Origin of the sequence: Streptomyces swartbergensis, from assembly GCF_002148965.1 — a bacterium.
Taxonomy (GTDB): Bacteria; Actinomycetota; Actinomycetes; order Streptomycetales; family Streptomycetaceae; genus Streptomyces; species Streptomyces swartbergensis.
On sequence record NZ_NGFN01000057.1, the window covers coordinates 1 to 12,659 of the forward strand.

Below are 12,659 nucleotides of genomic sequence, written 5' to 3' on the forward strand. Positions count from 1 at the left end.
GGTGGAGGACGCGCCCGATCTCTCCGGTCGTCCGGTCGACCGCGTACTCGGTGCGGTGGCCGTCGAGGCGCACGGGGTTGGTGCAGCCGCCCAGGCCGGAGAGTTGGCGGGCCAGCTCGGGCATGGTGCCGAGGGAGGCCAGCATGGAGAGTTCCGCCAGCGGGGGCGGAGTCTGCCGGGTGATGATGGGTCTTCCTTTCGGCTGTTTCGGCGGTTGGGAGGAGCGGCCCCGGGGCGGCGGGATGCTTGGCGGCGTTTGCCGCCCCGGCGGCCGGTCAGCGCCTGTTGGCGCCAGTGACGAGGGAGCGCAGGACCACGGCGGCGATGGCCACGGACACGGCCGAGACGGCGACCGCCGCCAGGAGCGCGGTGAGGACGACGCCGACCACGACCACGGCGGCCACCGCACCGGCGCCGACCCCCACGAACGGGGCGACCGAGCGGCCGGCGGCGCGAGCCGGGGCGTGGTCCTGCGGGATGTGAGTGGTGATGCTCGGGACGTGCGGGGTGTCGGGCAGCTTGGGGCGAAACATCGCGGGACTCCTTGTCGGTCGGGGTGTCATTCGTGGGTGCCGTTGACGACGTCGACCCCGGAGCGGGTGCCGGACTCGATGGCCGGGGCGAGGATGGTGTGCGAGAGCCAGAAGCCGAACAGCGCGATCACGACCGCGACCCAGAGACGGATGCCGAGGAACTTGATCGCGGCCCAGGCGATGACGCCCAGGACGAAAACGAGCGGCAGCGAGACGGTCACGGGAGCTCCTCAGCGGACGCGGCAGCGGTGGGTGCGCGCGGCCAGCTCGGCGGCGGCGCGGCTGTCGWAGTCGGTGGCRAAGCCGCAGCGCGGAGCCGTGCAGGCGGCGGTGTGCTTCTCGCGGCCCCGGCCGTCGTAGTAGGTGCCGACCTGGACGGGGCCGATGCGGACGACGCGGCGGAAACGGCGGTTGGCGGACATCAGGGCATCTCCTTGTCGGTCTCGCCGGTGAAGTCGGTGACGTGGTCGGCCAGCCAGCGCAAGATCTCGTCGCCCTCGTARCTGTCGGCGGCGAGGATCACCGKTTCGGCGATCAGCACGGCTTCGGTCAGRCGGTTCTGTCGGGTCAGCTCGGCGGCGCGCTTCAGCGCGCGGAGCGTGGACGGGCGCAAGGGRGAAAGTCCTCCGGGTCAGGTGAGTTGGGCGGTGATGGCTTCGGCGAGCGGCATGGGCACACCGAGCCGGGCGCGAAGGGTCGAAGTGTCGATGTCGGTCCCGGTCCGGGCGCGGTGTTCGTCGGCGACCTTGCGGGCGAGAGTGACGAGCGCGGGCGGTACCGGGGATGCAGGCGGCGGAGCTGACTCCGGTGCAGTGGCAGGCAGTTCGGGCGCAGCCGTGGGCGGCTCGACGTCTGTGGCGGTCAGGTCCGGCGCCTGTGCCGTCGAAGGCGGTTCCGGTGCCGTCGCAGGGTCCGCGCTGGGATTCGTTGCCCCGTGAGCGAGCAGCGTGCCGCCCAGGAAGGCGACCGCGGGCCAACCGGCGACGAGGATGCGGAGCCAGGCCGGCACGTTCTCCAGGTCGAGCAGACCGGCGGTGGCGACGTTGGCGCCGAGGGACGCCGTCAGCGCGACGAGGAACCAGCACCACCCGGCCGTCTTCGCCTCACCGGAGCGCAGGCGCCTCCAGGCCGCCACCAACAGCAGGTCGACGGAGACCGGGTAAGCCCAAGCCTTCCAGCCGTCCTGTCCGGCAGCGAGCGCAAGGTCATGCAGGTGAGCGAAGGACAGCGCGGCGGCGATCACCGCTTGAACGAGCACGGCGTCCACACGGACGGGCAGGGCACGCACGGCCACTCCTTCCAGTTCCGGGCATGGGTGGGGTAGGGACTTGGCGCGGGACGGCCGCGCCGACCGTGGGAGCGGGTTGGTTACTCGGTGATCGGCTGAGGAGTGGCCAGGGGGCCGGACTCCTTCACCGGCACGGGCGGGACGTGGGGCCGGAACGGCGCGAGCGCCGGAACGTCCGGGGCGAGGTGTGCCGTCTCGCGGCAGGTGGCCGCAGCGTCGGAGAGGGACAGGTGAGGGGTGCGGATGCGGGACCAGCCGCCGGACGTGTCGCCAACGACGGCGAGGCCGGGCAGCTCGGCCGCGATGGCGCAGGAGGCCAGGACAGCCTCAGGAGCGATGTCCCCGAGCGCCATCTTCGCGGAAGCTTCGTCGTTCACCCGATGACAGACCCGCCCGGTGAGCTGAGCCCGGAGCATGGTCGCTCCCTTGCCCAGCTCGGCCCCGAAGCGCTGCCCACACACCTCCAGATAGATGCCGGCCGCACGGCCAAGCTGGGCGAGCCGGATGAGCTGGGTGACCATCTCGTCCCGCCGCTCCTCCTCCTTCCTCGTGGCGACGAGGAACAGTTCCGCCACTTCGTCGACGAACAGCACGATGGGAGCTGGGCGTTCGTCCTCCGGCAGGCCCCAGACGTCCGAGGTGATCAGCTCATCCGGGGTGCCAGGTGCGATGCCCTGTCGCGCTTTGATCAGGTCGTATCGGTCCTCCATTTCCTTGACGAGGGCTGGCAGCAGCTTGGCCGCCTGCTCGGGGTCGGTCGCCAGCGCGGAGAGCCGAGGAGCGAACGGCGCCAGCTCCACCCCGCGCTTGCAGTCGATCCCGACCAGGACCACCGGCTGAGCGGCCAGCCCGGCAAGCAGGTTCCGCAGGAACATGGACTTGCCGGACAGTGTGGCGCCGAGCACGAGTTCGTGAGGTACGGCCCGGTAGTCCCGCACGAAGGCGGTCGCGTCCTCCCGCAGAGCCACCGGCACGCGAAGCGGACCAACTTCGGTCCGGCGAGGCATCCGTACCTTGCGCAGGACGTCGAAGCCGACGAGCCGCAGTTCCACGACACCGGGCTTGACGTCCCGCACGTACACGGCATGGACGCCCCAGGCGTGCCGAAGCCGTTCGGCCGAGGCCGCCACGTCCGCCGGTTCCTGGCCCGGAGCCAACCGCAGGCGGATCCGCAGACCGGTCGAGGTGGGCCGGATCATGCCCCGGCGAGGAGGCACAGGCCGAACCTCACGGCGAGTCGTGGCCTTGACGGCCAGGGCCCGCCACCGGGGCGGCTCGACCGTCAGGCCGCACGCGTCCATGGTGGAGGTGTACGAGGCCAGCAGCCGGGCCACCGAGACGGGCAGCCCAACTGTGGACCAGTACACCGCCGGATGAGCGTGCCGGGCGTAAGCCGCGCCGCCTATCGCAGCGAGCGACCCGCCCAGCTCGGCCCACGTCACCAGGTCGGTCACGACGATCAGCCCGCCTGCTCCATCGGGAAGGCGCCGGGAGCAACGGCGGTCGCCCGGTAGGCGATGCCGTGCCGCTGCTGCCCGTTGAAGACGCTCTCCCACGGCCGGGCGATGAGCCCCGGCAGCGAGACCGGGGCCCCGACGGTCAGTCCGTCCGTCACACCGCTCTCGGGGACGGTGACCTGGAGCAGCGACGACTCGCCCTCGTCGATGTAGACGACGCCGACGGTCATCAGCGCCTCACCGCTCACGGCGTCCTTGGCGATCTCACCTGTCTGCCGGTCGCGCACCTTGGGTGCCGGCGCTTCGGTGAGCAGGATCGTGGCGGTCGAGGCGTCAATACGGATCACACGCACAGATTTCTCCTCTTGAGTCGATCAACCTACCACCTGACAAGTTGACTTAGCAAGTTCGAAGCTAGGGATGCCAAGTTGACTTGTCAAGTGTGAATCGGAGTCGAAGGCAACGGCGAACCGACCGCGATGCGGGTTCAGTTCAGACGGTAGGTGTCTTCCAACTCCAGCCGGTCGGCAGGAAGCAGCACGTCGGAGACTTGCAACGCTTGCCCGGAGGCGTCGCACGCGACGACCAGGACACTGAGGACCGGAACCCCGTCTGGAAGATCCAGAAGCTCCGCTTCGGCACGCTCGGGCAGACGGGCCGAGACTCGTTCCGTCACGTGGTCGAAGCGGACCTTCTTGCGCGCCTCCAGGTGTGCGCGAGTGCCGCCCGTCAGCGCTTCCGCACTCTCCAGCTCAGTGCCCTCGACCAGGCCGGCGGGGAAGTAGGACGAGACCAGCTCGACCGGTTCGCCGTCGTCCTCGGCCAGGAATCGGCGCATGAGGATCTTGGCCCGCTTGGGCAACCCGAGCACGGAGGCGACCCGCGCCGGAACAGGGACGTAGCCGACTTCGACCAACCGCCCTGCCGACTGCGACTCGTCGCGCGCGAGCACTTCACTCCCCCGGCGGTCCTTCTGCTCGACGACAGCCGGGCGCCCCCGCACGATCGTGCCGTAACCCTGCCGGGACTCCACCCAGCCGTCACGCTTCAGCAGCTCCAGCGCCCGGACGACAGTCGGCCGGGACATCCCGAAGGCCTGCACCAGTTGGTTCTCACTGGGCACCCGCGTGCCGGGCGGGTAGGTGCCATCCTCGATGCGGCGCTGGATCGTCTGCGCGAGGCGCACGTACTTCGGTGGCTCCACTTCATACGCCATGAGCGCCGCCTGTCGGAATTGGCCAAGTCAACTGGTCAACCAGACTAGCGAAGCTTCGATTGTCGAAGTAGCAGCGGACCGAACCTTTACCTTCCCGGCCAGGCATCGGCAACCACGAAGGAGACGACGGTTCCGCCGAAGCGGCTCGGTGCGGCATGCCACGACTCGGCCAGCAAATCGACCAGGAGCAGCCCACGCCCATGGGCGTCGTTGGCGTCCGGGTGCCTCAGCCGCACGTTCGCCGGAAAGCCCGAGTTGTGCACGTCGACCCGAAGCGAGGTCCCCTCACGGAACCACTCGACCTGGACAAGCCAGGGGTCGTCCGACCGGCCGTAAGCGATGGCGTTGGTCACCAGTTCCGAGATCATGAGCGCACAGTCGTCGACCGAGCATGCCGGGTTGTACGGGGCGATGAACTTGCGGAACCAGCGCCGAGCCCGCGGTACGGACTCAGCGACAGGGTGCAAGGTCATCGCACCGAGGCGCGGTGACTCCTCAGACGGGTAGCGGTCGATCATGTAGGCCATGGGTGCTCACTTCCTGCCGCTGCCGTCGCAGTCGAGGCAGCGCCGCTTTGATGTGGCGCGGGTGCGGTCGGCGGCGGTGGCAAGCGCCAGGGTCGTTCGTGAGCCGACACGCTTCCAGCCGCGCCCCCGGCAACCCCGGCAAGGTAATTGCGTGCCCTGATCCGGCCGCTGACTCGTCACACCGTGCCTCCTTCCAGTGAAGTGGCCTTAGCCACTTTCTGGATAGTGGCATTAGCCACTTCGTCGATGCAAGCGGTTCGCCGCAACTGGTCCCCTCAGGTGAGGGGGTAGCCCTGCTCGAACGCCCAGCGATGCGGCGGGTAGGTGGCTTCAGCGAACTCCAACGGTCGGTCCTGGAGGTCGAAGACGACGTGGTGGACGATCAGGACGGCGGAGTCCGCGGCAAGTTGGAGGTCCTCGGCCTCTTCCTTCGTGGCCTCACGCGCGCACATGCGATCTTCCGCGTAACTGCCTTGGCGTCCCGTCATGTTCTCGACGTACAAGAGCGTCCCCTCTTGAATCCGCCCCGGCTCCAGAAGCTTCGGCGCACGCTGACCGACATCCGGAGCGAACCACGAGGTAGACAGCGTGATCGGCCCGTCCTGGTTGTTGGTCACCCGCCGCCGGTGCACCGCCCGACGGTCCTTGACCAGACCCAGCGCCTCAGCCACATGATCCGGCGCCTCCAGCCAACCAGCAGAAGTGATCACGGCGTATTCACTAGGCGTGTAGATCTTCCCGGTCTGCCGAGCACGCCCGTACAACTCACGCGCCCGCCGATTGACCTCCAGGCTCCGCACGTACGTGCCCGATCCCTGGCGCTTCTCGACGAGCCCTTGATGACTCAGCGCCTCCAACGACCGCGCAGCCGTAGGCCGGGACACCTTCCAGTCCGCCGCCAACTGCCGCTCGGACGGCACCTCGTCCCCCGGTCGCAGGTCACCCCGAAGAATCTGATCACGGATGTAGTGCGCGATCTGGAGATACTTCGGCTGAGCCTCCTCGATCTGCGGCATCAGTCCTCCTCACCCAAGGTGGCCCCAGGCGAGTAGTCGGGAACCCCGCTACCGAGCTGAGGCTTGCTTCTCGATACAAAGTGGCTATGGCCTCTAGCCACTATAGGGTGAGTGGTCAACCCCCCACCCCGTAGGCTGAACTGCATGACGCGGTTGATCGTCGCAGCAGGAGGAGGGGGCGACGCAGTCGCCGCCGCAATGATTCACTCCGCCCTCTACGGCGACGAGGACCAGGCGGTGATCCTCACGTATGCGTGGGACCGCCTCCTGATCGACCCAGTCCCCGGCCCCCGGGGGCCAGATAACTTCACCGGTCTCCAACCCCTCACCCCAGCAGTCTGGGCGGTGCCGGCCGAGACCCGCCCAATCGCTCCGGCAGGCTCGACTCTTCCTCGACTCGCGGCAGAGCTCCGGCACACGTTCGCGCTGATCGATCCGCGCCACGGAGTTGAGGGCGTTACCCGCCAACTCGAAGAGCTGGTCGACCACTTGTCGCCAGAGTCGATCGATCTCCTGGACGTAGGCGGCGACATCCTCGCCCGAGGCGATGAGCCGACGCTGAAGAGCCCGCTTGCCGATGCCGTCACGCTCGCCGCGTGCTGCCAGGTGAACGCGCCCATCCGCCTCCTGGTGACGGGCCCCGGTCTCGACGGCGAACTCCCTCTCGACGATCTGCGCAGCATGCTGGGCCAGCTCATCCACACCTTCACCGCAAAGGATGTCGAGCCGATCAGCTCGGTCCTGGAGTGGCACCCCTCCGAGGCAACCGGGATGCTCGCGGCGACTGCCCGGGGCGTACGGGGCACCTGCGAGATGCGAGACGCCGGACTTCCGGTTCCCCTCACTGATGAGGGACCGACGGTGCATGAGGTGGACCTGGACGAGGCGTTGACCCGCAACCAGTTGGCCCGCGCCATCCTGACGACAGCCACCCTGGACGAGATCGAGGCGCACAGTCGCGATATCTGCGGCTACTCGGAGATCGACTACGAGCGCAACAAGGCCACGTGGCTCAAGGACCAGCCACCGGCGCAACTCGACCCAGACGCCGTACTCTCCCAGCTCGACCAGTTCGAAGCCGAAGCCCGCAGCCGCGGAGTCACCCACACGACGTTCCGCCGCATCACCGAGGCTCTGAACCTCAACGGCTCCTTGCGCGAGGACCTACGCCAACTGCTCATCAACAGCCGTCCGAAGCAGTACGACGCGCCCTTGTGGCGCATCACAGCCGCTACTGAGTAACAACCTTCTTCACGGGTTCAAGGCGGCTCGCTACGCTCCCCGCGCGCGGCCCGGCCCCCGGCCGGGCCTGCGCTCCTGTCTCCGCCCCGCTCCAGCCCGGCCGGCGCCCGTGCCGCGCGCACAGCAATCAGCCGCCCGATGCCAGAGAAGGGGTACGTCGTGGCTGGGGACGGTCGGCTCCACGGCTTTACGGAGCCACTTTGGCGCGAGCCTCGAAGATCATGGCCCCAACGTCGTGCTTTACCGGGCAGGTCCACAGACTGCCCGACGCGCCGGAAGCTTACGGGGCCATGATCACTCGCACCAAAGCAGCGCCACCCCAAAGCCGCTCCACCGACCTACGTTTTGCCCCTCCCCTCCGCAGCTTCGGCGACACCGAATAGGTGGCCCAGCGCTCGCCAGCGCTCTAAGCTGAGAGCTCATCAGGTCATGGGGAGGCAAGCGTGAAGGACCTGCAAGTCAGGCAACTGGAGAATGCACTGGTCGAACAGTTTGACGGACTGATCGACATGACTGACTTGGAGGGCCGGGACGGTAATTCCGTACGGACAGCCTTCTTGAGCCGCGCGCTAGCCGCACTGGCCGTGCTCGAAGTAACTGGTCTTGACCGGAAACAAGCCGCAGCCTGCATCATTGACGGATTCGACGACCAAGGAATTGACGCTGTAGCGGTCGACAACGATGCACCCCATATCTGGATCATCCAGGCAAAATGGAGCAAGGAAGGTAATGCAACATTTGACCAGAAAGCACTTTTCGCCGCCAAGGAAGGACTGAAAAAGCTAGTCAACAGCCAATATGATCGATTCAATAAAAAACTCCAACCCATAGTGCCGGATCTAAATTCAGCCCTGAGTAACCCTCGCGTTCAAATTACCATCGTGCCTGCATTGGCCGGAGATCGGGAACTGTCTACCGGAATTCAACGCGATTTTGAGGATCTGCTCCGCGAATACAACGACCCGCAGGAGATTCTCCGAGTCGAGCCACTTTTGCTCCCCCACTTCATCAGCGCCTTGAGATCAGGACTCGATGACCCGAAGGTGGATCTCGCAGCCAGGATGCCAGATTTCCGATACCACGATGAGCCATACTTGGCATACTACGGAACTTTGACAGCCGATCAAGTGGCCCGCTGGTACAGCGAACACCGCCATCGACTTTTTCAGCGCAACATTCGCTTCCCTCTCGGCCTAACCAAGATCAATGCAGGACTGGTGGAAACCGTACTGCGCGAACCGGAACACTTCTGGTATTTTCACAATGGAATTACCGTATTGTGTGACCAATTGAACGTGAGTCCGCGTGGCGATCTAGAGCTCTCAGGTGCCAGCGTGGTGAATGGTGCACAAACAGTTGCGTCCCTGCACGAGGCAGCTGAACGCTCCAGAGAATCGGTAGCGCGAGCACGCCTCAGCGTGCGAATCATCCCACTTAAGGGGACCCCTAATAGCTTTGACCGTCGCGTCACCATCGCGACCAACACGCAGAACGGCGTAGCTGAGCAGGACTTCAGGGCGCTTGATCAGATTCAAACACGCCTTCGATACGACTTCGATGTCTCTCTGAACAAGAAGTACGTTATTAAACGCGGCGAAGTCCCTCCAGCACCTTCCGACGGCTGCGACATGCTGGAGGCGGCGATTGCTCTCGCATGTGCACACCAGGAAGCCAAGTTCTCTTTCCAGGCGAAATCCGAGACAGCCCTTCTATGGAAAGATGAAACCTATCCAAAAATCTTCCGCAGTAAGGATGCTCGCCAGGTTTGGCGTGCAGTTGCCCTATTCAGGGAGGTGAAGCAAGAAGTAGAACGTCAGCAGCAACGCCTGGAAGGGCGCGCTAGCATCTTCGCCGAGCAGGGCCAGCACCTGATCGCCCATCTTGTATTCCAAAGCAATAAGAACTGGTCGTCTTGCTCGGACAGTGAATGGGAGAAGATCGCGAAGCAGATTCCTGCCTCTGTGGATGCCGCTCTGCGATGGGCGATGCACGCCTTGGATGAGTCCGGAAGCCAGATCGGCGCAGCATTCCGCACAGCTCAACGTTACGGGCTAGTGGTACAAAGTGCCGCTTCCGGAATCCTTTCAGGGACTTCGATCCCCGAGCTCTCTTCGGAATATGAAGCAACGGAAGGGGAGAAGCGAGCACGTCAAGCAAATGCCGTTACCGTAATCGTGGATGCGGGGGCCATTGATGAGGGTACCCGACTTGAGTTCCGGCCGATTGTGGAACCGGAACGACGCGCGTTGACTGAGTGGCTTTCGGAGGACCCGCGTCGCGGATCGGCAACCTGGGTGGTGAGTAGGAGCAGGAGTAAGGTACTCCTATGGGAATGGGATGGAGAGCGCTATTCTCCCAGCGCGTTGGTTATGGAGATGTTCAAACAAGCCAACAAATCAGGCCCTAAAGCAGTACAGGGAACGCGCCGTTGGTTTGTCCCCGGGCAAGGTTCGCTAGTCGATATCGCCAACAGGATTCGCAGCGAGTCAGAGTAGGGATCGCACGCGTGCCGTCTGAGCGCTGCATGATGTGCCATGGCAGCGCTCACACCCAGTTGCTTCGGGACGCAGAGGTTCCGGAGTCAGCGCACCGTCGAGGCGCCTTGATGGCACGACCGTCAACTTCCATAGGCCGTGGTGCTCCACGGCTTCGTCCCCTAACGTTCATTCATGCTCGCGAGCCAAAGCGAGCACTTCACGTATGGGGGAGAGTGCGTGATTAGAGATCTGATCTTTGTCGAGACGGCGCGTGTGCAGTTTGATGCGTTGGCCAAGCGACACCAGGCCGATGTCAGCGAGGCGTTGCTGAGGATCATTCAGGAGGAGCACCGCAGCGGGGTGTGGCGGCACGCAGATGATCGGCGTCTGACAGTCACTTATTCCGTGCACCCGAGCGGCGCAATCGTGGTGAGAGAGATCAGCACGGCCCCCGCCGCCCCAGCCAGACCCGGGCAGCCCTATGCGGGCATGGAGATGCGACACGAAGGTGGCGGACGCTGGATCCACATGAATCCTCACGAGGAGTAACCCTCGAACGGCGCCCCTTCAGCCGAGGCTTCGGACGGAGCGAAGAAGTCCGTGCCAGACCCGTGCCAGATCGTGCAGGGAACCACGGGGAACACCGGGCAACCAGTCGACCGCCCACCAGGTGCCAACCGCGCTCCACCACAGGTCAGTGCGGTAGTCGCCCCCAGAGAACCCAAGCTTCCCAAGCTGAGAGCGCGAGTTCGATTCTCGTCACCCGCTCCACGACTAAGGCCCAGGTCAGAGACCCGGGCCTTTTTGCTGTCCGCGGTGACTTCCCCGCAACTACCTCGCCTCTCTCGGCCTCGCCGCAGCACTCTGCCGCTACAAACGCCTCGTCCGCCTCACCACGTAGGACGCCGTCTCAAGCCCAGGCGACCAAGCTCGGCTGACCGGAAGGGGGAGGGGACGGGCTCCCTCTCCCCCAACCAGCTCGTCCCAGGTGGCGCAGGACACGTTCATGACAGGATTGCGCTGGGGAAAGTTCAGGGAAGTCATAGGAGCGCCCCATGATTGACGTGAAGGGATGACCCGTGACGTCCACTGCGCCTCCCCCCATACCCCGGGCCGCAGGATCGTTTCCGCTCATCGGCCACGCTCTGAAAATGCGCGACAACCTCGGCTTCATCGACTCGCTGCGCGAGACACGGGAACCACTCGTCGAGATCGTCCTGCAACCCGGGACGCGCACCGTCGTGGTCCAGGACCCGGCCCTGATCCACCAGATGCTCAAGGCCCTGGCGCCCACTCTCGACAAAGGCCGGCTCTACGACAAGCTGGGCCAACTGCTGGGCGACAGTGTCGTCACCGCCACCGGCCGGACTCACGTACGCAAACGCCGCCAGGTGCAACCGGCGTTCGCCCACTACGAGATCAGCCGGTACGTCGACATCATGCGCGCCGAGGTGACGGCCACGGTCGCCGGCTGGGAGCCCGGGCGGACCCTCGACGTACGCGAGGCGATGGTCGGGCTGAGCCTCGACATGCTGGCCAAGACGGTGTTCTCCGGCAGCCTCGACGACGCCGTCTTCCGCCGGCTGCGCAGCGACCTGTCGGTGGTGATGAACGACGTCGGTGTGCGCATGATGCTGCCAGACTGGGCCGAGCGCCTGCCGCTGCCCTTCAACCGCCGCTTCGACCGGGCCCGGGCCGGCGTACGCGCCACCATCAACACCGCCGTCGACGAACTGCAGGCCTCCGGGCACGACACCGGGGACATGCTCTCCATGCTGCTGCGCGCCATCGACGAGGAGACCGGCGAACCGCTGACCGGGGATCAGGTCTGCTCCGAGATCCTCACCCTGGCCGTGGCGGGCACCGAGACCACCGCGTCGGTGCTGTCCTGGACCCTGTACGAACTCGCCCGCCACCCCGGCATCGAGGCCCGGCTCCTGGCCGAGCTGGACGAGGTCCTCGGCGAACGGCCGGTCGCCTTCGACGACGTGACCCGGCTGCCGTACCTGAACCGGGTGATCACCGAGACCCTGCGGCTGCACCACCCCGGCTGGCTGGTCACCCGCCGTACCACCGAGGAGATCCGGCTCGGCGAGTGGACGCTGCCCGCCGGCACCGAACTGGCCTACTGCCAGCACGCCCTGCACCGCGACCCCGAGCGCTTCCCCGACCCGCTCACCTTCGACCCGGACCGGTGGAACGACGCCGCGCAGGAGCCTCCGCCGGGCGCGTTCCTGCCCTTCGGGGAGGGCAAGCACAAGTGCATGGGGGACCGTTTCGCCCGCACCGAGATGGTCACGGCGCTCGCGACGATGCTGCGTTCGGTACGGCTGGAACTCGCCGAGGGCCAGGTCATCCGCCAGGTCGCCCGGCTCACCGTGCGGCCGCGCGCGCTGCGGATGACCGTCCGCCCCCGGAACCGTCCCCGAGCCGGGGTCGGCCTTTAGCACTCCAGTTGCAGTTCGCTGTTGCCGCTGGTCAGAGGCTGGTTTCTGAGCACACTCAGCTGACACCTGGATGCGGACACCTCCGAAGGTCCGTCGGTTACTCCCAGACCCCTTACTCCGACGTCGTGCCCACAGCGTGCCCGTACGGGCGGACAATCACGGTCGACAGCGGTGCGATCCGACCGGCACAGCCATCCGAAGTGACAACATCTGCGCAGGTCAGGGTTATCGCGCCCGCCCAAGCGCCGTCGCTTCCCAAGCGGAGAGCGCGAGTTCGATTCTCGTCACCCGCTCCATGAAGAAGGCCCAGGTCAACGACCGGGTCCTTTTGCTGTCCGTGATGATCAGTTGCCGCGTGCCGGATTCATGCCAGAACGCTGATCGTCGGGGTCGGCTGTCTCCGCTTCTGGCACGCCCGCAGCTTCCTGGCGTGCCTCGCGTACGCGGTGATCTCGT

14 protein-coding genes and 1 pseudogene are annotated in these 12,659 nt (G+C 65.9%); 4 read left to right on the forward strand and 11 right to left on the reverse strand.

All coding sequences use genetic code 11. From position 1 onward, the window contains the following. The 11 genes and pseudogenes from CA983_RS47795 to CA983_RS12235 all read right to left on the reverse strand — a co-directional run. A pseudogene (locus CA983_RS47795) lies at window positions 1-187 on the reverse strand (replication initiation protein); the annotation flags it as partial. Between the two features lie 88 nt (window positions 188-275). Then, complete coding sequence (locus CA983_RS12190) at window positions 276-533, reverse strand: DUF6251 family protein (protein ID WP_086600914.1); 258 nt, start codon at window positions 531-533, stop codon at window positions 276-278. 26 nt (window positions 534-559) lie between these two features. After that, window positions 560-754, reverse strand: coding sequence for a hypothetical protein (locus CA983_RS12195; RefSeq protein ID WP_030246370.1), 195 nt, complete (start codon window positions 752-754; stop codon window positions 560-562). 9 nt (window positions 755-763) lie between these two features. Beyond that, the gene (locus CA983_RS12200; protein ID WP_086600915.1) at window positions 764-955 is read right to left on the reverse strand and encodes a mobile element transfer protein; all 192 of its coding nucleotides are present in this window, start codon (window positions 953-955) and stop codon (window positions 764-766) included. Further along, on the reverse strand, window positions 955-1,146 hold the full coding sequence (locus CA983_RS12205) for a hypothetical protein (RefSeq protein ID WP_086600916.1): 192 nt from the start codon (window positions 1,144-1,146) through the stop codon (window positions 955-957). Before CA983_RS12205 ends, CA983_RS12200 begins: the two co-directional genes overlap by 1 nt. Before the next feature lie 18 nt (window positions 1,147-1,164). Further along, the gene (locus tag CA983_RS12210; protein WP_086600917.1) at window positions 1,165-1,821 is read right to left on the reverse strand and encodes a DUF2637 domain-containing protein; all 657 of its coding nucleotides are present in this window, start codon (window positions 1,819-1,821) and stop codon (window positions 1,165-1,167) included. 80 nt (window positions 1,822-1,901) lie between these two features. Then, window positions 1,902-3,275: an FtsK/SpoIIIE domain-containing protein gene (locus tag CA983_RS12215; protein WP_086600918.1), complete on the reverse strand. Its 1,374-nt coding sequence runs from the start codon at window positions 3,273-3,275 to the stop codon at window positions 1,902-1,904. A 5-nt stretch (window positions 3,276-3,280) separates the two neighbouring features. Then, window positions 3,281-3,631 carry an SCO3933 family regulatory protein gene (locus CA983_RS12220; protein WP_030901881.1) on the reverse strand — a complete coding sequence of 117 codons (351 nt, stop codon included), beginning with the start codon at window positions 3,629-3,631 and terminating at the stop codon, window positions 3,281-3,283. Window positions 3,632-3,765: 134 nt separating this feature from the next. Beyond that, window positions 3,766-4,494, reverse strand: coding sequence for a GntR family transcriptional regulator (locus CA983_RS12225; RefSeq protein ID WP_086600919.1), 729 nt, complete (start codon window positions 4,492-4,494; stop codon window positions 3,766-3,768). 86 nt (window positions 4,495-4,580) lie between these two features. Beyond that, complete coding sequence (locus CA983_RS12230; protein WP_086600920.1) at window positions 4,581-5,021, reverse strand: ATP-binding protein; 441 nt, start codon at window positions 5,019-5,021, stop codon at window positions 4,581-4,583. A 275-nt stretch (window positions 5,022-5,296) separates the two neighbouring features. Continuing rightward, a complete protein-coding gene (locus tag CA983_RS12235) occupies window positions 5,297-6,037 on the reverse strand; it encodes a GntR family transcriptional regulator (protein ID WP_086600921.1) in 741 nt (246 codons plus the stop codon). Window positions 6,038-6,181: 144 nt separating this feature from the next. Here CA983_RS12235 and CA983_RS12240 point away from each other — a divergent pair, with 144 nt between their 5' ends. From CA983_RS12240 to CA983_RS12255, 4 genes are all read left to right on the forward strand, one after another. Next, window positions 6,182-7,279: a DUF1152 domain-containing protein gene (locus tag CA983_RS12240; protein WP_086600922.1), complete on the forward strand. Its 1,098-nt coding sequence runs from the start codon at window positions 6,182-6,184 to the stop codon at window positions 7,277-7,279. Between the two features lie 443 nt (window positions 7,280-7,722). Then, complete coding sequence (locus CA983_RS12245) at window positions 7,723-9,774, forward strand: AIPR family protein (protein ID WP_086600923.1); 2,052 nt, start codon at window positions 7,723-7,725, stop codon at window positions 9,772-9,774. A gap of 174 nt (window positions 9,775-9,948) precedes the next feature. After that, entirely contained in the window at window positions 9,949-10,305 is a 357-nt protein-coding gene (locus tag CA983_RS12250; protein ID WP_086600924.1) for a hypothetical protein, read from the forward strand. 530 nt (window positions 10,306-10,835) lie between these two features. Beyond that, window positions 10,836-12,203 carry a cytochrome P450 gene (locus tag CA983_RS12255; protein ID WP_086600925.1) on the forward strand — a complete coding sequence of 456 codons (1,368 nt, stop codon included), beginning with the start codon at window positions 10,836-10,838 and terminating at the stop codon, window positions 12,201-12,203. Window positions 12,204-12,659 lie beyond the last annotated feature (456 nt).

What these genes read in the sequence shown, in the direction of transcription:
- CA983_RS12190 (WP_086600914.1), bottom strand. Translation starts at nt 533, where the DNA reads ATGTTTCGCCCCAAGCTGCCCGACACCCCGCACGTCCCGAGCATCACC.
- CA983_RS12225 (WP_086600919.1), bottom strand. Translation starts at nt 4,494, where the DNA reads ATGGCGTATGAAGTGGAGCCACCGAAGTACGTGCGCCTCGCGCAGACG.
- CA983_RS12230 (WP_086600920.1), bottom strand. Translation starts at nt 5,021, where the DNA reads ATGGCCTACATGATCGACCGCTACCCGTCTGAGGAGTCACCGCGCCTC.
- CA983_RS12235 (WP_086600921.1), bottom strand. Translation starts at nt 6,037, where the DNA reads ATGCCGCAGATCGAGGAGGCTCAGCCGAAGTATCTCCAGATCGCGCAC.
- CA983_RS12240 (WP_086600922.1), top strand. Translation starts at nt 6,182, where the DNA reads ATGACGCGGTTGATCGTCGCAGCAGGAGGAGGGGGCGACGCAGTCGCC.
- CA983_RS12250 (WP_086600924.1), top strand. Translation starts at nt 9,949, where the DNA reads ATGCTCGCGAGCCAAAGCGAGCACTTCACGTATGGGGGAGAGTGCGTG.